Source organism: Streptomyces sp. NPDC032822, assembly GCF_055578825.1.
This window is the reverse complement of record NZ_JBVIOL010000003.1, coordinates 384,921-402,522: the sequence shown is the minus strand read 5'-3', so window position 1 is coordinate 402,522 and position 17,602 is coordinate 384,921. Positions and strand designations below refer to the sequence as shown.

Below are 17,602 nucleotides of genomic sequence, written 5' to 3'. Positions count from 1 at the left end.
GAGCGGCGGGTGGCTGGGAACATGCGAACAGCACGAGACGGTAGAGGGCTTGAACAGTTTGTTGATTTCGGTGTGGTTGCCGATCTGTGTCATGCCCACCCGGTTGCCCGCGATGCCGCTAGAGCGCCTCCGACCGCGCCGCTGCCAGCAACGACTCCCAGTCCGGCAGCTTGACCACACCCCGCCCGAGCGAGGCCCCGAGCGCGGACTCGGCCCGCTCGATCGCCTGCCACCCGGCCCACCGGACCGGCCGGATCCCGTCGGCGTACAGGGCCGTGAGCGGGTCCTCGGCGAGATCATCGTGTACGAGCACGGGGGCGTCCTCGATCAGTGAGGTCACCGTCTCCTTGGCGCACGGCCGGTTGGTGCCGATGACACCTGTCGGGCCCCGCTTGATCCAGCCCGCCACGTACTCGCCCGGCGCCACCTCGCCCTCGCGCAGCACCCGCCCGGCCAGATGCGGCACCGTGCCGCTCGCCGCGTCGAACGGCAGCCCCGCCGGCGGCACCCCGCGATACCCCACCGAACGCAGCACCAACTGGGCCTCGATCTCCTCGAAGACGCCCGTGCCCGTCACGCCGCCCCGCCCGTCCGGCACCGTCCGCTCGAACCGCACCGCGCGCACGCGCCCACCCGCGGCGAGGAGTTCGACCGGACGCAGGAAGAACCGCAGCCGGATCCGATGCGGCGCGCGGTCGCTCGCCGGGGCCCCGGCCCAGCCGCGCAGCACCTCCACGTTGCGGCGCTGGGCCGGGGGCAGCCCGACGGGGTCGACGTAGGCCGGATCCAGGGCCAACTCGCCCGCGTCCACGGTGACATCGGTACCCGGAAGGGCGCCCAGTTCGCGCAGCTCCTTGGTGGTGAAGCGGGCCTGCGAGGGGCCGCGCCGGCCCACCATGTGGACCTCCGTCACCTGACTCGCGGCGAGCGCGGCCAGCGCCGCCTGCGGCATGTCGGTGGGGCTCAGCTCCGCGAGCCCCCGGGCCAGCATCCGCGTGACGTCCACGGCCACGTTGCCCACGCCGATGACCACCGCCGAGCGGGCGCCGATCACGAACCCGTCGGCGGCGCAGTCGGGGTGCGCGCTGTACCAGGACACGAACTCCGTCGCCGACCAGCTGCCCGGCAGGTCCTCGCCCGGAATCCCGAGGTGCCGGTCGGTGGCGGCGCCCACGCAGTACACGACGGCGTGGTACAGCTCCCGCAGTCGCGCGGCCGGCACACCGCCGGGCCCCACCGTGACGCCGCCGAGGAACCGCACCCGCTCGTGTTCGAGGACCGTGCGCAGGTTGCCCTGCAACGACTTGATCTTCTCGTGGTCCGGCGCCACGCCGTACCGCACCAGGCCGTACGGGCACGGCAGCCGGTCCAGGACGTCGACTCGCACCTCGGGGTCCTGCTGGAGGAGACTCTGGGCGGTGTAGCACCCGCTCGGTCCGGATCCGATCACGGCGACATGCAGCACGGCGGAACTCCTCACCCGAGGGGACCAGGGGGTCGACGGGAGATCGCTGTTCCCCTCCAGCATCGCACCGCCGGGGCTCCGCTGACAGGGTGCTGTGCGCGGAACGGGCGCGCGTGTCCGTTTGTATGGAATGTGATCATGCGGTTACGTGGCGTATGTGCTAGAAGCATCCTTCCTTAATCTTTCTGATCGTCTTGATCTCTCCGCTCGCTGCCCGACGGACGCCACCGTGTCCGTGCGGCCCGCGTGGGAAGTGCAGGAGGACACGGGCGCGGCGTCCTGGTTCGACGTCCGGCTGGAGTTCGGCGACGGCGCCCGGGTACACGCCCTCGCCGTGGTGTCCGAGGGGTGTGTGTCCCTGGAGGACGTCCGGGCCCAGCCGGCGCTGTCCCTCGACGACCTGGCCGTGCTCGCGGACTGGATCGAGGCCCCGCTCGCCGAGGCCTCGGGCGTCGGACCCGGGCCCGGGCCGCTGCCCGAGGCGGCCGGAGCCCGGCGCGCCCGGCCCGCCTGGCCCCGCGGCACCGAGGGGCGATGGCTGGTCGCGCAGGAGTACCGCGCCGCCCAGGACGAGGGCGTCGACCCGGTGCTCGCGGTGATGTGCGCGACCGGGCACAGCCGCCGCAAGTCGCTCCGTCTCATCGCGCAGGCCCGCGACGCCGGCTACTTGACCCCACGTCACGCACGGCGGTGACCGATGACCGGTGTCCTGGGTGGCCGGCATCGATGGCGGTCACCCAGGACACCGGACACCGCGAGACCCGTTACGGCATGTCCCGCATCCGCGTGATCTCGCTCGTCTGCTGGGCCACCACGTCGTCGGCCATCTCCTCGATCCGCACGTTGTTGCCCTGTGCCTTCACGTCCGTGGCCATGGTGATCGCGCCCTCGTGATGCGTGATCATCAGGGTGAGGAAGAGTTCGTCGAAGGCTTTGCCCTCGGCCGCGCGCAACTTCTTCAGCTGGGCCTCGGTCGCCATTCCGGGCATCAGGGCGTGGTCGTGGCCCTCGCCCTTGTCCGTCTTGCCGTGCTCCTTCAGCCAGCCCCGCATGCTGCCGATCTCCGGCCCCTGCGCGGCGGCGATCCGCGCGGCGAGCGCCTCGACCTTCGGCGACTCGGCCCGGTCCGGGGCGAGTTCGGTCATCTCCAGGGCCTGGGCGTGGTGCTCGATCATCATCCGCGCGTAGTCGACGTCCGCCGAGTTGGGGGAGTCGTCGTCGGTGCGCTGCCGTGCCGCCTCCTCGGCGGACAGGGTCCGGTTCGCCTCGCCGGGTCTGCCGGGCACGAGCACCGAAGGTCCGGTCGCCGCGGCCGGTTTCGCATCCGTTCCGGAGTCGCAGCCGCCGAGACCGAGGACGGCCAGGACGGTCAGCGAAGTGGCTGCGAGGGGTGCGCGCAGGGTACGGCGGACGGGCACAACGACCTCCTGTGGCAGGCGGGGCGGGGGACACCTCGTGAGTGTCGAAGACCGTCCTAGCACGCTCGTGCGCGTAACGGATCACCACGCTTCATTACGTCTTCGTTGCCCCCTGTTGATATGTGCATGGTGAAGACGATACTGCGGGGGTGCGTGAACCGTTCCCACACGAACGGCGCCAGGGAGGAACAGTGATCCTGTTGAGAGAACCCCGAACGCGACGCAGACGACTGGGAGTCGGCGTCGCCGCCGCAGGCATGCTGGCCGCGCTGCTGACGGCCGGTCCGGCGCTCGCCACCCCCGACCCCGGGGACACTCCGGCCAAGAGCGAGGAGGTGTCCAAGAGTGCCGAGGCCGAGGTCCGCGCCGCGATCGCCGCGGGCGAGATACCCGGCCAGGACGAGATCGTCCACTCGAAGAACATCGAACACCTGGTCAACATCCCCAAGGAGGCCCTGCCCGGAACCAATTCGGACCTGGCCTTCCAGGGCAGATACGCCTACGCCGGCAACTACGACGGTTTCCGCATCTTCGACATCAGCAACCCGAGGGCGCCGAAGACCGTGTCCCAGGTGCTCTGCCCGGGCTCGCAGAACGACATCTCCGTCTCCGGCGACCTGCTCTTCCTGTCGACCGACGCCTCGCGCAGCGACAGCAGTTGCAACAGCACCTCGCAGCCCGCGACCGAGAAGTCGTCGTGGGAGGGCATGAAGGTCTTCGACATCAGCGACAAGAGGAACCCGAAGTACGTCGCCGCCGTCGAGACCGCCTGCGGCTCGCACACCCACACGCTGGTGCCCGAGCGCAAGAACGTCTACGTGTACGTCTCCTCGTACTCGCCGAACGCCGCCTATCCGGACTGCCAACCGCCGCACGACGGGATCTCCGTCATCAAGGTGCCGCGCAAGTCCCCCGAGAAGGCGGCGGTCGTCGGCTTCCCGGTGCTCTTCCCCGGTGAGGGTGCGGACGGCGGTGGCAACCCCGGCTCGCCGACCAACCCGGGCGTCTCCAAGACGACCGGCTGCCACGACATCACCGTGCTGCCCTCCAGGGACCTCGCCGCGGGGGCCTGCATGGGCGACGGCATCCTGTTCTCCATCAAGGACCCGGAGAACCCGAAGGTCATCGACCGGGTGCAGGACAACGTGAACTTCGCGTTCTGGCACTCCGCGACCTTCAACCAGAAGGCCGACAAGGTGGTCTTCACCGATGAGCTGGGCGGCGGCGGCGCGGCCACCTGCAGCGCGGCCATCGGTCCGAACCGCGGTGCCGACGGCATCTACGACATCGTCGGCAAGGGCGACCGGCGCAAACTGGTGTTCCGCAGCTACTACAAGATCCCCCGCCACCAGGCGGACACCGAGAACTGCGTCGCCCACAACGGCTCGCTGATCCCGGTCAAGGGCAAGGACCTCATGGTCCAGGCCTGGTACCAGGGCGGCGTCTCCGTCTGGGACTTCACCGACTCCGCCAAGCCCAGGGAGATCGCCTACTTCGAGCGGGGTCCGCTGAGCACGGACACGCTCTCGGTGGGCGGCGCGTGGTCGGCGTACTACTACAACGGCTACATCTACTCGAACGACATGGCGAAGGGCTTCGACGTGCTGAAGCTCGACGACCGGCGTACCGACCCGGCGAAGCGGGTCCGGCTGGACGGGCTCAACGTCCAGACGCAGCCGGACTACTTCGACTGAGTCGAGCGGTTCTCGGGGTCGCCCTCGGGCGCCGCCCCGGTCGCGAAGAACCGCGACAGATCGCTGTCACGGGTTCCGCCGGACGCCGTCCCGGTGTCCGGCGGGACTCCCGACTCCCAGTCGAGCCCGTAGCGCTTGAACAACTCGGCCCGCAGCACCGGCACGGGCATCGGCACCCCCGGCACCAGGGCCGCGAGGACCGCGCCCATCAGCAGGGCGCGCAGCATCGCGTAGTCCGCGTCGACGTCCTCGGAGCCGTAGCGGGCGACCGTGTCGACCAGCAGCCGGTGCAGACGCTGCTGGTCCGGACACTGCACGAAGCCCTCGGCCTCCAGGATCCCGGCCATGTGCTGGCGCATCAGCACGGTGTGGTCCCGGGTCAGGCCCAGGATCGCGTCGACGGCCCGCGCCATCCGCTCCCGGCCGTCCTCGGTACGCGGCTCGCGCTCCAGCGCCTCCTCCAGCGTGCGGTGCATCAGCCGGTGCACCGCGGACTGCACGAGCCTGCGCTTGCCGGGGAAGTAGTACGACACCAGCCCGCGCGCCGAACCGGCCCGGTCCGCTATGTCGCCGAGTGTCGTCGCCTCGTATCCGCGCTCCCCGACCAGCTCGACCGCGGCCTGCAGCAGTCGTTCCCGGGAACGCCGGCGCAACTCTTCATTGACCGAGGCGCTGCGCGGGGACATGCTGTACTCCTGCGTTGACTGGCTATCAGCCAACTATACTCAGCGCGGCCGGGCCGGCCCCGAAAGGGCCGGTCGGGGTGCCGCCGTTCTGGGCGACGCGGGGGATCGTCCAGAACGGACGGCCATTCCCCCATGGTGGCCCCGGGCAACTTCCAGAGGGTGGAGCGCCCGCTCGGGGAACGCCCCGGGTCAGCCCATCAGGTCCAGCACCGGCAGCAGCCCGTCCGGCCGCTCGGCCACCGGCAGATGGTCCACGAAGTGCACCGCACAGCCCAGGGTGCTCGCGCCGCCGTCCGCCCGCCGGTCGTCGCCGACCATGACGGTGTCCCGCGGATCGACGCCGAGCGCGCCACAGGCGGTCGCGAACAGCCGGGGGTCCGGCTTCTGGATGCCGTGTTCGTACGACAGGACGTACGTGTCGACGCAGTCGTCGAGACCGTGGGCACGGAACACCGGCCGCGGATCCCAGCCGATGTTGCTGACCACACCGACACCGATCCCGCGCTCGCGCAGCGTCCCCAGCACCTCGGCGGCATCGGGGTACGGCGCCCAGGCGGCCGGCGTCATGTGCCGGTCGTACAGCGCGTCGTACAACGCGGCATCGGGCAGCGGCACCTGGCGGGCGACGCCGGTGTAGGCGGCCCGGTGCAGCTCGGCGCTCTGGTCGCGGATCTCCCAGAGACGGGCGAGGTCCGCGGGGATCCGCTCCACGGGGGACGTCCCGCCGGGCAGTGCGCCCACCCGCTCCAGGGCCTGGGCCGCCTGCGCCAACTCGGCTTCGCCGAGGGACAGTCCGGCCTCGGCCAGCGTGGCCCGCACCCACGACTCGGCGCACTCGATACGGAAGAGCGTCCCGGAGAAGTCGAACAACACGGCGGCCGGGGAACGGTCTGCAGCGGCCATCGGGCGATCTACGGCAGTCATGGGGGCGATCCTAGGGCGGGCGGCGTTCCACGCCGGGGGCGATCGGGCGGGCGGGGTGGAACGCCGCCCGCGGGCCGTGCCGTCGCTCTCAGCTCGGGTGGGCCGGCGTACCGGTGGCCGTGTGCGGGTGTCGTCGCTCGTGGATCGTCACCGCGAGCGCGACGAGCATCGCGCCGAGGAGCCAGCCGCCGAGGACGTCCGAGGGCCAGTGGACGCCCAGCCAGATCCGGGTCAGGCCGACGCCGGCGACGGAGATCACACCCACGCCGAGGGCCGTGCGCCACAGGACGCGGTCGACGCCGTGGCGGTGCAGCAGATAGAGGAGGAGACCGCAGACGACCGTGGCGGTCAGGGCGTGGCCGGACGGGTAGGCCGCGTAGTGGGCGGAGTCCACGGGGTCGGGCCAGACGGGGCGTGCGCGGCCGACCGCGGCCTTCAGGGCCTGCTGGAGCAGCGTGCCCAGCGTGCAGGTCACCGTCAGCCACACGGCCGTCCACCAGGCGGAATGCCGCCACACCAGCCACACCACGACGACCGCGCACACGATGCGCATCGTCCAGGGATCCCAGACCCAGTCCGTCAGGATGCGGAACGCCTGGGTGACGTCCGGGCTGTCCACGGCCCAGCGGTGCGTGGTGCGGGCGAGGCCGCCGTCCAGGGCGGTCAGGGGATGCCACTCGGTGGCGACCAGGGTGAGCAGCAGAGCGGAGCACAGTGCGAGCAGGCCCGCGGCGCGGGCGGCGCTGCGATGCGCCTGCGGGCGGGGCGGGGAGTCGACGGGCTGTGGGGTGCGCATACTGCGATCCTCGCCGAACCGTGGGGCCGGAGGCCAATCCCGGGCGTTCCCCGGCCGAATTCGAGGCGACCTCGGGGTGAGTGGGGACGCCGGTGCCGGTCGCGGCGGGAGCCCGCCTCGGCTCCTATTGCCGTGTCCTCAGCGCAGCGCCTGCAGGGCGGGGACGAACGCCACCAGCACCGGGACGACCGGCACCAGCGAGGCCGCCGCGGTCAGCCGCAGCCGGCGGGCCGCCGTGAGCCGGTCGGGGGGTGTGAGCAGCCGGTGGACGCGCAGCGGCACATGGGCCTGCGGGGTCGGACAGGGGCCGAACACGCCCCGGTCCTCGTTGAGTTCGACCAGGGCGAGCGCGGTGGTCAGCCGGCCGAAGCGCCGGGAGGCCATGTCGTCGGCGGCGAGTTCGACCAGCCGGTGCATCTCCTCGCGGAACGCCGCGAACACCGGGACCTGCGGAAACCCGCCGGCCAGCGCGGCCGAGCAGTGCAGCAGCCAGTCGTGGCGGGCCTGCGCGTGCCCCTCCTCGTGGGCGACGAGGGCGTCCAGGCGCCGGCCCTTGAGGCGGCGCAGCGCGGCGGTGGTGATGACCAGCCGGGGCGTGCTGCCGGGCAGCCACCACGCGTCGGGCCGCTCGCCCTCCAGCACCACGAGCCGGCTCCCGGTGGCCTCCTCGCCGGGCAACAGCGGGGCGCGGACGAGGAGTTCGGCCCGCCGCAGCCGACGCCGGGTACGCGCCCGTACGACTTCACGGACCAGCATCGTCGCGCTCCATGCCCCGCCGCAGGCGAGCGCCACCGCCGTCGCCGCGGCCCACGGCTCGGCCGTACCGAGCCGGTATGCCTCCACCACGACGCCCGGTGCCGGGGCGAACACCTGGCCGCGCACCGCCTGCCAGGCCGCCGCCGCGCTGAGCGTCATCGACAGCGCGCAGCACAGCAGGACGGTCGCCACCGCGCACTGCCACGCCCACAGGGCGAGCACGGGTTCACGGTCCACCCAGTCGGCCCGGGCCAGCAGCCGGGGCGCGACGACGGCGGTCAGGGCGCCGAGCAGCAACAGTGCCGCGGGGAGCATCATGGGAGCACCCTATGAGCGTGCTGCCGCTCGCAGGTACGGACCGCCACGCGAAGTGACGCAGGCAACGGTCGGGCACGTCCTTCCGCGCCGTCGGTGCCGGCGGGCGGCCCGACGCGTCAGAGCGTCAGCAGCATGGCCACCATCCCGATGCCCATGGACAGCCGGCACGCCCGCGCCAGCTCCGGCCGGTCACCCCACCCCCCGGCCCCGCCACCGGCGGCGACGGGCACCAGGCGCGCCCCGGACAGCAGGACGTATCCGGTGAAGTAGAGGAGCAACACCCCGGTCAGCAGCGGGATCCCGGCGCCGCCGTGATGTCCGGGGGAGGCGGCCATGACCACCGCCATGTAGACCATGGCCGTGGCGCCGACCAGGTGGTGCAGATGGTGGGCGTTCGCCCGCGCCGCCCACAGGGCGCGCAGCGCCGCCGCGCCGAACACGACCGCGTAGGCGGGCCAGGCCCAGGACGGGGGCGAGTACACCGCGGCGGGCACGGCCATCGCGGCCATGCCGAAGCCCATCAGCGCCTCGCCGCCCGCGGCCCGGCGCTGTTCCTCGACGCCGCTGCGCATCCGCAGCAGGCAGTACGCCCCGGTGGCCGCACAGAGCGCCACCAGCAGCCAGCCGGGCGAAGCCGGTCCGTGCACGCCCACCTCCCCGCTCGACGGTCGGTGACCCGACGGTCGGTCAAGGGATGCCCGGGCCGCGCGGCGCGCAAGCGAGCGCAAGGGTGTACACGGGGAGCATTCGGCGGAGCACAGCAGGTGAGCGAGTATCTTTTACAGGTAAAACACCTGCTAAGGTTATGGGCATGAGCCGTGCTGAGCCCCCCACCTCCGACGCCCCGCCCACCCGCCGTCTCCCGCTCGCCGGCGTGCTGCGCCTCGGCCGGCCCTCCGACATCTGGTTCAAGCCCGCCCTGAGCGTGGTGGTCGCGGTCGCCCCGCCGAACCTGATCCTGCTGGCCCTCGACCGGCTCGATCTGGCGATGTACACCATGGCCGGATCCCTGTGCGCGCTCTACGCCCACAACCGTCCCTACGCCGCCCGGGCCCGCACCCTGGCCTGGGTGGTGCTCGGCATGGTCGGCGGCCTCGCCGTCGCCCTCCTCACGGCCTCGGCCACCACCGGTACCGCGGTCCTGGTCGCGGTCGGTGCCGTCCTGGCCGCCGTGCAGAAGGTGCTGTGCGACGCCACCCGCATCGGCCCGCCGGGCAACGTGATCCTCACCTTCATCAGCTCCGCCGCCCTGTTCGCACCCCAGACCTTCGGACAGATCCCCGGCCATCTGGCCCTGGCCGTCGCGGCGGGCGGCTGGGCCTGGCTCATCGGCATGGCACCCGGCCTGCTGCGCCCGCACGGCCCCGAGCGCCGCGCCACCGCCCAGGCCCTGAACGCCTCGGCCGCCTACGCCGCCACCCGCGGCACCGGCGACGCGGACGCCAGGTCCCGCGCCGCCGCAGCCGCGGCCGTGCAGGCCGCCTGGCAGTCGCTGCTCTCCGCGGGCGCCCCCACGGCCACCCGGCGCTCCCTCGAACGGCTCGTCGTACGCGCCGAGGTAGCGCTCGCCGCACCCGCGGACACGGACCCGGAGCGGCTGCGCGCCTGGGCCCGCGCCCTGCGCGGCAACGGCCCGGTCCCGCACACCGGGCAACGGCCCGCCGAGGCCGACGAACTCCTCGGCGTCGACGCCGAACTCGCCGCCCCCGCACGGCCGTGGTGGACGCGGCTCGGACCGCTGACCCCGCTCGCCGTCCGCACGGCCCTCGGCTGCGCCCTGGCCGGCTACGCCTCCCTCGCCCTCGGTGTCGGCCGCCCTTACTGGGCCCTGGTCACCGCCGCCTCGCTCTACCAGGCCAACCTCACGCTCACCTGGAGCCGCGGCGTCCAGCGGGTCGTCGGCAACCTCGTCGGCGTTCTCCTCTTCGCCGCCGTGGCCCCGCTGGCACACGTCGGCCCGGCGGCCCTGGTGCTGTGCTGCCTCGCCTTCAACTTCGGCGCCGAGGCCCTGATCAGCCGCAACTACTGGCTGGGCAGCGTCTGTGTGACCCCGATGGCCCTGCTCATCACCGAGTTCGCCGGCTACCAGCAGCCCGGCCGGCTGATCACCGAGCGGATCGTGGACACGGTCGTCGGCGCCCTGGTCGGCCTCCTCGCGGCCGTCGCCGTCACCAACCGGCGTGCGGGCGACCGTGTCGAGCACGCGCTGACCGCCGTCGAGCGCTCCCGCGAACGCACCGCCCGCCTGCTGGCCGAACCCCGGCCCGCCCCAGCGGCCCTGGAGGCCGCCCGCCGTGGCCTCGCCGCCGCCCTGGTCGACCTGCGCGCCACCGTCGAAGCCGCGTCCGGCGAATGGTGGCAGCGCGCCCTGCCGCACGAGAGGGTCGTGCTCGCCGAACAGTCCGGACACCGTACGCTCGCGGCGACGGTACGGCGCCGGGGACCGCGCCCGGACCGGTACACGGTGGACGAGGCGACGGAGGACGTACGGCCATGACGGCGAGCAACGGAGCGGGCGCACCCGGAGCGACGAGGAGCGACACCGTGGCCGCGGTCGTCCGGCAGTGGCAGACCGTCCACCCCGACCTCGACACCGGCCCCATGGAGATCATCGGCCGTGTGAACCGCTGCGCCGCCCTCCTCCAGCAGGCCGAGGACGCCCCGCTGCGCCGGGCCGGGCTCAGCCGCCCCGAGTTCGACCTGCTCGGCGCGCTGCGCCGCACCGGCCACGAACTCACCCCGGGGGAGCTGGCCCGCGAGACCTTCTCCTCCGGCGCCGCCGTCACCAAGCGCCTCAAGGCCCTGGCCGAACGTGGCCTGGTCGAGCGCCGCGGCGACACCCGCGACCGTCGCGTCGCCCACCTCCGCCTCACCGACGCCGGCCGCGACCTCGTCGACGGCCTGCTGCCCGAACAGCTGGCCTACGAGACCACCGTCCTGTCCGGTATGGACGCCCCGGACCGGGACGAACTGGCCGTACTGCTCTCCGGGTTGCTGGGGCGGCTGGAAGGGCTTCTCGGCGTACCACGCCCCTGAGCCGCGTTCCGGAAGTTTCGGAGGCCGACGCGCCATTGACGTGAGCGGCGTCTGGTTCCTACGTTCGACCAGGCCGGTTCGGATCATCGATCGGCGTACGACATGCCGGACGAAGGATGGATGCCGTGACAGCCGAGACCCCCGCCCCCGACCGGCTCACCGTGGACCTGGGCACCGAGACCGGCCCCTTCCACGGCGGCGCGAGCGGCACCCTCTACGGTCTGTACGGGGACGGCGTGCCCAGCCGCACCCTGGTCGAGGGCATGTACCCGCGCACGGTCACCACCAAGGCCCAGGACGGCATCCAGCATCCGGGCGGTGACGCCCTGGAGATCCTGCCGCCGTTCGTCGCGGCGGGCGGCAAGGACGTGTACGTCTACCTGACCGACTTCTACCGCGGCTTCCCCTACGAGTGGCCCGGCGCCGACGGCGAGGAACGCCTGGCGGGCTTCCTGGAGGTCGTCCGCCGTCAGGTGGAGCACGTCCTGACCCTCGGCCCGGAGAAGTCCCCCATCGTCTACGTCCCGTTCAACGAGCCCGAGGGCAACATGTTCGGCGAGGGGGAGTGGAGTTACGACGGCGTCTCCTGGCGCACCGACCCGACCCACTACTTCGCGGCCTGGGCGAAGACGTACCACCTCATCAAGGGCCTGGACCCCGACGCCCGGATCGCCGGACCCAACACCTCCATCCTGTACCCCGAGGTCCGGGACTTCCTGGAGTTCGCCCAGGCACACGACGTCCTGCCCGACGTGATCACCTGGCACGAGCTGTCGTCCCCGGCCGAGGTCCGCACCAACGTCACCAGGTACCGGGAGACGGAACGGGAGCTGGGCATCGGCCCGCTGCCCGTGAACCTCAACGAGTACGCGCACAACTATCACCTCTCCGTCCCCGGCCAGATGATCCAGTGGATCGCCGCGATCGAGGAGTCCAAGGTCGACGCCGACCTGGCGTACTGGAACATCGCCGGCAACCTCAACGACTCGGCGGTGGAGGCGAACAAGGCCAACGGCCAGTGGTGGCTGTTCAACGCCTACGGGCAGCTCACCGGCCGTACCGTCCGGGTCGACGCGCCGCGGCCCAACGTGCAGTACACGCTCCAGGGCGTCGCCACACTCGACCGGGACAAGCGGCAGGCCCGCCTGCTGTTCGGCGGCGCGGGCGGCGCCGCCGACATCGTCTTCGACGGAGTCGACCCGGACGTCTTCGGCACGACCGCCCACCTGAGGCTCCAGGAGATCCCCTGGACCGGCCAGGTCGGCGCGAGCGCCCAGCCGTTGCGGCTGCGGGACGAGGAACTGCCGGTCGTGGACGGCCGGGTGACCCTGCCGCTGGGCGACCTCGACGCGATGTCCGCCTACCAGGCGATCCTGTCACCCGGGGGCAACGGCGCCGCGTCCCCGCCGCCCTCGCTCCGGTGGCGGCGGACCTACGAGGCCGAGGACGCCACCTACACGGGCGGCGGCTACGAGAGGAACGGCCCCGAGGGATCCCCCTCCGACGTCGACAGGTTCGCCACGTCCGGCGGCTACCACGTCGGCGGTCTGCGCACCGGCTCCGACGGCGTGCTCGCCTTCGACGTCGAGGTCCCCAAGGACGGGACGTACGACCTGAGCGTGTTCGCCAACTCCCACAACCAGGCCGACCTGGTACGGGAGTTCGGCCCCACCAACGTCTTCCTCCGGGTCGACGGCGAGGCCCCGCGCGAACTGCGGCTGCCGCTCGGCTACAAGTGGGCGGTGTGGGGCCACACCGACACCCGGGTCGAACTCACCGCGGGCAGCCACCGCATCACCCTCGCCGCCCAGGACCCGGACCTCGGCGTCACCAGGGGCGAGGCGGTCGTCGACAAACTGGACCTCGCCCTGCGCGAGGACGAGACCAGCGCGCTGTACGAGGCCGAGTACGCCTCCCTCGCCGGCGGAGCCGTCGTCAGCCACGCGCATCGCGGGGCCTCGGGGCCCGGCGCCGCCGTCCTCCCGCGCGGCGGGACGGTCACCTTCTGGGCGCACGCGGCCGACGACGGCGAGGCGACCGTGAGCGTCGACGTCCTCGGACCCGGCGAGGGCCTGCTCACCGTCAACGGCGAGGACGTCGGACGCGTCGAGCGGGGCGCCGTACCGCTCTTCCTCTCCGGAGGCGTCAACAAGGTGACGATCACCGGGACTTCGGAACTCCTCGTCGTGGACCGGCTGCGCGTCGGCCCGTCCCGCGGCCTGCTGCCCACCGCGGCCCACCCCGCCGAGGAGGGCACACTGACCGGCACGGCGAAGGTCTCCGCCTACCCGTACGCCACCGGCGGCAAGGCCGTGGACGGCATCGGCGGCGGCCCCGACAACGCCCTCACCCTGACGGTCACGGCGGAACGCACCGGACGCCACGCGCTGACCATCCGCTACGCCAACGGCGAGCAGGCGCCCGCCACGCACTACAACCCCGACCCGGTCTGCCGCCACGCGGACATCTCCGTCGACGGAGCCGCCCCGCACCGGGTCCTGTTCCCCACGACCTTCCACTTCAACAACTTCTGGGACCTCTCGATCCCCGTCACCCTGACCGAGGGCTCCCACACCCTCACCTTCACCGCCGACGAACTCCCCGACTTCGGGGGCGAGTCGCGCAACCTGTACGGGCAGCGTTCCGCGTACGCACCCGTCGTCGACCGGGTGACGGTGACGCCTCTGTGCTGACAGCCGGCGCGGGGTGCCTCAGTCCTCGGCGCCTTAGAGGTACCTCCCGGACATCGCCCCCTGCGGGTCCCGCAGCACCGCGATCCGCGGGCCGTCCGGCACCGAGGTGGGCGGCATCACAACGGTGCCGCCCGCCCCGGCCGCCGGGGCCGCGTCCACGTCGGTCACGGCGAAGTGCGGCGGCCGGTGCGGCGGCGCCTTCGGCGGGACCTTCCCGTCCCTGGTGACCATGCCGCCGAAGTGCGCGCCGTCCAGGCCTCGGTGGGCGTATCGCTCCAGGGCGTCGACGCTCCGGCCGAACACCGTCGGGCAGAAGCCGACGGCCCGCTCGGGCGTCCGGGACGGCAACTCCACCCGGCCCGACGAGCCATGGATGTCGAACAGGCCCGCATCCGGAGCGGAGCCTCAGATCCCGGGCCGGTACCGCAGCGGATGGTCCGCCGGGATCTCCACCAGCACGATCGGCGTCCCGTCCGGATCCGCGATCCACATCTCGATCAGCCCCCACGGCTCCTTCACCGGCGGACGCACGATCTCGACCCCCTTGCCCAGCAGCTCGTCCCGTGCGGCGGCCACGTCCGCCACCTGCAGCCACAGCCGCACGGCCACCGACGGCGCCGCCTCGGACCGCCCGGACAGCTCCAGGAACCCGCCCCCGAGGAAGTAGACGGTGCCGCGCTCGGGCCCGGTACCGAACTCACGATGGACGGCGAGCCCCAACTGCTCGCCGTAGAAGACACGGGACCGTTCCGGATCGGCGGGTCGCAGCAGGGTCCGCCCGCTCAGTACATGCACCATGCATCCGTAGCTTAGTGGCAGCGGCGTTACCCTCGTCGGTGCCCGAGCCGCGCGTGAGAACACGGAGAGCCGCCCCATGGAAACCGCCCTGACCTTCCGCGATGCCACCGACGCCGACGTGGACGCGATCGTCACGCTGATCGAGTCGGCGTACCGCGGGGACGCCAGCCGTGCCGGGTGGACCACCGAGGCGGACATCCTCGAAGGACAGCGGACGGATCCGGAAGGGGTGCTGAAGGTCATCAAGGCGCCGGACAGCCGGCTGATCAGGGTCGAGCACGAGGAGCGGGTCGTCGCCTGCTGCCAGCTCGAACACCGGGGCGCGCACGCCTACTTCGGGATGTTCGCGGTCAGCCCCGCCCTCCAGGGAGGGGGACTGGGCAAGGTGATCATCGCCGAGGCGGAGCGCATCGCCCAGGAGACCTGGGGCGTCACCGAGATGCACATGACCGTGATCTCCGTACGCGAGGACCTCATCGCCTGGTACGAGCGCCGCGGCTACCGCCGTACGGGAAGGACGACCCCCTTCCCGTACGGCGACGAGCGCTTCGGGATCCCGCAGCGCGACGACCTGGAGTTCGAGCTGCTGGTCAAGGAGCTCGCACCCCTCGCCGAACCGCTCGGGTGAACGTCACGCCGTGAAGCGGCCGGTGCGTTTGATCTCCGGGTAGTCGGTGGTCGCCCCGTCCAGTTCCAGCGCCCGCACGAGCCGCAGGTGGTCCTGGGTGTTCACCACCCAGCCGATGATCTTCAGGTCGGCCTTGCGGGCCCGCTCGACGACCTCCAGGGTGACGCGGCGGATGTTCAGACAGACGGTCGCGGCACCGGCCTCGACCGCGCGGTCCACGATGTCGGTGCCGAACCGGCTGCCGATCAGCGCGGTCCGTACGCCGGGCACCAGCCGGGCGATCTCGGTGATCGCCTCGTCGTGGAACGAGGACACCTCCACGCGGCCGACCAGATCCCGGCGGTGCATGACCTCCGCCAGCGCACGCGCCGCCGCCATGTCCTTGATCTCGGCCTGCAACGGCGCGTGCACGCCGTCCAGCACCTCTTCGAAGACCGGGATCCGCTCGCCGCGGCCCGCGTCCAGGGCGCGCAGCTCGGCGAGGGTCTGACCGGCGATCGGGCCGGTGCCGTCGGTCGTACGGTCCACGTCGGTGTCGTGCATCACGACGAGGGCGCCGTCCTTGCTGAGATGCAGATCGAGTTCGATCACGTCGAGGCCCGCCTGTTCGGCGGCGACGAAGGAACGGAGGGTGTTCTCGGGCTCGACACCCATGACTCCGCGGTGACCGATGGTGAGGAAGTTCAAGGTTCGACTCGCTTCCGTCGGGGGCGGCTCGGTGCCACGCGGGCCGGGGCGGACGGCGGCGTGGGCAGGTCCGCAGCCTAACGGCCCCGCCGGGCGTTGGACCCGGTGCTGCGACGGGAGCGGCTGTGCGAAGCGGAAGCACTCGCCGTAAACGTGTCCGGCAGGAAGAAATCCTGTGACCATGCGGGGTGCACAGGATAATTTCCCGAGGGCTCACTTGCTGGGAGAAACCCCGTATGCATACGGTGTCCTTACGCGAGGTTCTCCCGTGGAGGAAGAGACATGACGGAAATTCTTGTGCAGGCGGCTACGGGGGACCAGGTTCCTCCCGCGACCAGGGTGGTGGAGCACCCTGCATGGCCCGTGCTCAAGGATGCCGTGGAGCGGATCCGGCCATGGCAGTCCAAGGACGGGTCGATCGACTTCGACGCCGAGGGCGCCCCCGACCCCGCCGACGCCGAGCTGGCCGTGCGCCGGGTCGCCGACGCCGTGCAGGAGCTGTCGCCACTGCTCGCGCACGACGTCGCCTACCACGAGGCCCTGGTCAAGGATCTGCGCCGCTGGTCCGACGGCGGTTTCCGGGTGCCGGACTTCCTCGACTCGCTGCTCGCCTTCCAGCCCGCAGCGCACCGCGAGGACGGCCTCCAGCACCTGGTCGTCTTCCCGATGTACACGCAGAACGGCAACCCGGACCGCAACTTCGAAGCGGTCGTGCTGCGCATGGTCTGGCCCGACTGGCTGGCCGAACTGGAGCGCACCCGCTACGACAACCCGCTGTTCTGCGGCATCACGTTCGAGGACTTCACGGCCGGCTACGACACCAACTCCGCCGTCCTGTTCCCCGAGACCATCGCCGTGCGCGAGGCCCCCGAGCGGTTCAGCTGGGGCGGCATCTTCTGCGACCGCGAGGCCGCCCGGTTCCGCCGGGTGACCGCCGCCGCCGTCGACATCCTGGGCGTGGAGCCGCCCGAGGACATCGCCGCCATGGTCCACGACCAGAAGCGCTGCGAGGAGGCCTTCGTCCTGTGGGACATGGTCCACGACCGCACCCACAGCCACGGCGACCTGCCCTTCGACCCGTTCATGATCAAGCAGCGCCAGCCGTTCTGGATGTACGGCCTCGAAGAGCTGCGCTGTGACCTCACCGCCTTCAGGGAGGCCGTGAAGCTGGAGGCCGACGGTGTCCCGCAGGCCCGTGACGTGCAGTACGCGGTGCTCTTCGACCGGATGTTCCGCTTCCCGGTCACCGGTGAGCGGGTGCGCAACTACGACGGCCTCGGCGGCCAGCTCCTGTTCGCCTACCTCCACCGGCACGACGTGGTCCGCTGGACCGACAACAAGCTGTTCATCGACTGGCAGCGCGCGCCCCAGGTCACCAACGAGCTGTGCGCCGACATCGAGAAGCTCTACCGGGACGGCATCGACCGGCCCAAGCTCGTCCACTGGTTCGCCGGGTACGAGCTGGTCTCCACCTACCTCGCCCCGCACCCGGGCTCCAAGTGGGCCAAGGGACCCGACGCCCTCGATCTGAGTCTGCCGCCGCGGAAACTCGTGGACGATGTGCTGTCGGACGAGTTTCCGCTGAGCATGTTCTATGAGGCACTCTCCAAGAAGCTCAAGAGCGTGATCGCCTCGACCAAGGGCATCACCGCGGAGAGCGCCGAGCGGATCGCCGCGTGAGCGACCGCGGGTACATCGAATCG

Annotated in this window: 17 protein-coding genes; 7 read left to right on the top strand and 10 right to left on the bottom strand. The window is 71.9% G+C overall.

Translation table 11 applies throughout. From position 1 onward, the window contains the following. Positions 1 to 118: 118 nt before the first annotated feature. Entirely contained in the window at positions 119 to 1,465 is a 1,347-nt protein-coding gene (locus tag ACZ5VD_RS10965) for an FAD-dependent oxidoreductase (protein ID WP_468681987.1), read from the bottom strand. A gap of 229 nt (positions 1,466 to 1,694) precedes the next feature. Between ACZ5VD_RS10965 and ACZ5VD_RS10960 the strand changes: the two genes are divergently transcribed. Continuing rightward, positions 1,695 to 2,159, top strand: coding sequence for a DUF6214 family protein (locus tag ACZ5VD_RS10960; protein ID WP_468549691.1), 465 nt, complete (start codon positions 1,695 to 1,697; stop codon positions 2,157 to 2,159). Between the two features lie 70 nt (positions 2,160 to 2,229). Here ACZ5VD_RS10960 and ACZ5VD_RS10955 read toward each other — a convergent pair whose 3' ends face one another. Further along, complete coding sequence (locus tag ACZ5VD_RS10955; RefSeq protein WP_468549690.1) at positions 2,230 to 2,883, bottom strand: DUF305 domain-containing protein; 654 nt, start codon at positions 2,881 to 2,883, stop codon at positions 2,230 to 2,232. A 191-nt stretch (positions 2,884 to 3,074) separates the two neighbouring features. Here ACZ5VD_RS10955 and ACZ5VD_RS10950 point away from each other — a divergent pair, with 191 nt between their 5' ends. Continuing rightward, positions 3,075 to 4,577: an LVIVD repeat-containing protein gene (locus ACZ5VD_RS10950; RefSeq protein ID WP_468549689.1), complete on the top strand. Its 1,503-nt coding sequence runs from the start codon at positions 3,075 to 3,077 to the stop codon at positions 4,575 to 4,577. Here ACZ5VD_RS10950 and ACZ5VD_RS10945 read toward each other — a convergent pair. From ACZ5VD_RS10945 to ACZ5VD_RS10925, 5 genes are all read right to left on the bottom strand, one after another. Beyond that, positions 4,565 to 5,263, bottom strand: coding sequence for a TetR/AcrR family transcriptional regulator (locus ACZ5VD_RS10945; RefSeq protein WP_468549688.1), 699 nt, complete (start codon positions 5,261 to 5,263; stop codon positions 4,565 to 4,567). The two genes, ACZ5VD_RS10950 and ACZ5VD_RS10945, sit on opposite strands and share 13 nt — an antisense overlap. A 189-nt stretch (positions 5,264 to 5,452) precedes the next feature. Beyond that, positions 5,453 to 6,187, bottom strand: coding sequence for an HAD family hydrolase (locus ACZ5VD_RS10940; protein WP_468549687.1), 735 nt, complete (start codon positions 6,185 to 6,187; stop codon positions 5,453 to 5,455). Between the two features lie 88 nt (positions 6,188 to 6,275). Next, the gene (locus ACZ5VD_RS10935; protein WP_468681984.1) at positions 6,276 to 6,983 is read right to left on the bottom strand and encodes a phosphatase PAP2 family protein; all 708 of its coding nucleotides are present in this window, start codon (positions 6,981 to 6,983) and stop codon (positions 6,276 to 6,278) included. 138 nt (positions 6,984 to 7,121) lie between these two features. Then, positions 7,122 to 8,057, bottom strand: coding sequence for a M56 family metallopeptidase (locus ACZ5VD_RS10930; RefSeq protein WP_468549685.1), 936 nt, complete (start codon positions 8,055 to 8,057; stop codon positions 7,122 to 7,124). A 116-nt stretch (positions 8,058 to 8,173) separates the two neighbouring features. Beyond that, a complete protein-coding gene (locus ACZ5VD_RS10925) occupies positions 8,174 to 8,704 on the bottom strand; it encodes a DUF5134 domain-containing protein (RefSeq protein ID WP_468549684.1) in 531 nt (176 codons plus the stop codon). A 164-nt stretch (positions 8,705 to 8,868) separates the two neighbouring features. On the opposite strand from ACZ5VD_RS10925, the gene ACZ5VD_RS10920 reads away from it, so the two are divergent. The 3 genes from ACZ5VD_RS10920 to ACZ5VD_RS10910 all read left to right on the top strand — a co-directional run bounded on the left by ACZ5VD_RS10920 (position 8,869) and on the right by ACZ5VD_RS10910 (position 13,786). Then, a complete protein-coding gene (locus tag ACZ5VD_RS10920) occupies positions 8,869 to 10,554 on the top strand; it encodes an FUSC family protein (protein WP_468681982.1) in 1,686 nt (561 codons plus the stop codon). Further along, positions 10,551 to 11,093 (top strand): MarR family winged helix-turn-helix transcriptional regulator, encoded by a 543-nt coding sequence (locus tag ACZ5VD_RS10915; RefSeq protein WP_468549682.1) that lies wholly within the window; start codon positions 10,551 to 10,553, stop codon positions 11,091 to 11,093. The genes ACZ5VD_RS10920 and ACZ5VD_RS10915 overlap by 4 nt, the downstream gene beginning before the upstream one ends. A gap of 116 nt (positions 11,094 to 11,209) precedes the next feature. Continuing rightward, on the top strand, positions 11,210 to 13,786 hold the full coding sequence (locus tag ACZ5VD_RS10910) for a cellulosome protein (protein WP_468681979.1): 2,577 nt from the start codon (positions 11,210 to 11,212) through the stop codon (positions 13,784 to 13,786). Positions 13,787 to 13,819: 33 nt separating this feature from the next. Here the strand turns inward: ACZ5VD_RS10910 and ACZ5VD_RS10905 are convergent, their stop codons facing one another. Together ACZ5VD_RS10905 and ACZ5VD_RS10900 are read right to left on the bottom strand one after the other, a co-directional pair. Then, complete coding sequence (locus ACZ5VD_RS10905) at positions 13,820 to 14,140, bottom strand: VOC family protein (protein WP_468681976.1); 321 nt, start codon at positions 14,138 to 14,140, stop codon at positions 13,820 to 13,822. Between the two features lie 51 nt (positions 14,141 to 14,191). Continuing rightward, positions 14,192 to 14,584 (bottom strand): VOC family protein, encoded by a 393-nt coding sequence (locus ACZ5VD_RS10900; protein ID WP_468681973.1) that lies wholly within the window; start codon positions 14,582 to 14,584, stop codon positions 14,192 to 14,194. Positions 14,585 to 14,660: 76 nt separating this feature from the next. On the opposite strand from ACZ5VD_RS10900, the gene ACZ5VD_RS10895 reads away from it, so the two are divergent. Beyond that, on the top strand, positions 14,661 to 15,212 hold the full coding sequence (locus tag ACZ5VD_RS10895) for a GNAT family N-acetyltransferase (RefSeq protein ID WP_468681971.1): 552 nt from the start codon (positions 14,661 to 14,663) through the stop codon (positions 15,210 to 15,212). 3 nt (positions 15,213 to 15,215) lie between these two features. On the opposite strand, the gene ACZ5VD_RS10890 is transcribed toward ACZ5VD_RS10895, so the two are convergent. After that, positions 15,216 to 15,899 (bottom strand): glycerophosphodiester phosphodiesterase, encoded by a 684-nt coding sequence (locus ACZ5VD_RS10890; RefSeq protein WP_468549677.1) that lies wholly within the window; start codon positions 15,897 to 15,899, stop codon positions 15,216 to 15,218. Positions 15,900 to 16,181: 282 nt separating this feature from the next. On the opposite strand from ACZ5VD_RS10890, the gene ACZ5VD_RS10885 reads away from it, so the two are divergent. Then, the gene (locus ACZ5VD_RS10885; RefSeq protein ID WP_468681969.1) at positions 16,182 to 17,579 is read left to right on the top strand and encodes a DUF6421 family protein; all 1,398 of its coding nucleotides are present in this window, start codon (positions 16,182 to 16,184) and stop codon (positions 17,577 to 17,579) included. Positions 17,580 to 17,602: the final 23 nt, after the last annotated feature.

Excerpts from the sequence above, each read along its gene's own strand:
- ACZ5VD_RS10935 (WP_468681984.1), bottom strand. The coding sequence starts at position 6,983 with ATGCGCACCCCACAGCCCGTCGACTCCCCGCCCCGCCCGCAGGCGCAT.
- ACZ5VD_RS10920 (WP_468681982.1), top strand. The coding sequence starts at position 8,869 with ATGAGCCGTGCTGAGCCCCCCACCTCCGACGCCCCGCCCACCCGCCGT.
- ACZ5VD_RS10895 (WP_468681971.1), top strand. The coding sequence starts at position 14,661 with ATGGAAACCGCCCTGACCTTCCGCGATGCCACCGACGCCGACGTGGAC.
- ACZ5VD_RS10900 (WP_468681973.1), bottom strand. The coding sequence starts at position 14,584 with ATGGTGCATGTACTGAGCGGGCGGACCCTGCTGCGACCCGCCGATCCG.
- ACZ5VD_RS10940 (WP_468549687.1), bottom strand. The coding sequence starts at position 6,187 with ATGACTGCCGTAGATCGCCCGATGGCCGCTGCAGACCGTTCCCCGGCC.
- ACZ5VD_RS10930 (WP_468549685.1), bottom strand. The coding sequence starts at position 8,057 with ATGATGCTCCCCGCGGCACTGTTGCTGCTCGGCGCCCTGACCGCCGTC.
- ACZ5VD_RS10885 (WP_468681969.1), top strand. The coding sequence starts at position 16,182 with ATGACGGAAATTCTTGTGCAGGCGGCTACGGGGGACCAGGTTCCTCCC.
- ACZ5VD_RS10945 (WP_468549688.1), bottom strand. The coding sequence starts at position 5,263 with ATGTCCCCGCGCAGCGCCTCGGTCAATGAAGAGTTGCGCCGGCGTTCC.
- ACZ5VD_RS10915 (WP_468549682.1), top strand. The coding sequence starts at position 10,551 with ATGACGGCGAGCAACGGAGCGGGCGCACCCGGAGCGACGAGGAGCGAC.
- ACZ5VD_RS10910 (WP_468681979.1), top strand. The coding sequence starts at position 11,210 with ATGGATGCCGTGACAGCCGAGACCCCCGCCCCCGACCGGCTCACCGTG.